This is a genomic window from Pseudomonas sp. 05N432, assembly GCF_056396945.1.
On record NZ_JBFTMM010000107.1, the window covers coordinates 1 to 362 of the forward strand.

The window sequence follows — 362 nt, forward strand, 5'->3', positions numbered from 1 at the left end:
AACCACCCCCTGCGCCAGGTGATCAAAATCGCTTCCCGGAGTGAACAGCAGCTGGTTGTCGACCACGCTGGCTGTACCCTTGTTTGCCGGCGCGCTGGCCGAGTTCAGCGTGAACGCGTGACCGTCGTCGACATCGGTGTCGTTGGCCAGCACGTTGATGCTCAGGGTCTGGTTCTCCGTGCCGGCGGCCGTATCGGCCACCGCCACCGGCGCGTCGTTGGTGCCGGTAATGGTCACGTCTACGCTGCTGGTCGAGATTGCGCCGTGCTCGTCGCTCATGGTGTAGCTGAGCGTGACACTGGCCGTGGCGCCTTGCGCCAGGTGATCAAAATCGCTTCCCGGATTGAACTGCAACTGGTTGC

At 63.0% G+C, this 362-nt stretch carries 1 protein-coding gene; it reads right to left on the reverse strand.

Annotated features, from left to right (window positions below; genetic code table 11):
• Nucleotides 1-362: Ig-like domain-containing protein (locus AC1DHT_RS29475; RefSeq protein ID WP_477761616.1), on the reverse strand; the 362-nt coding region annotated here is incomplete at both ends.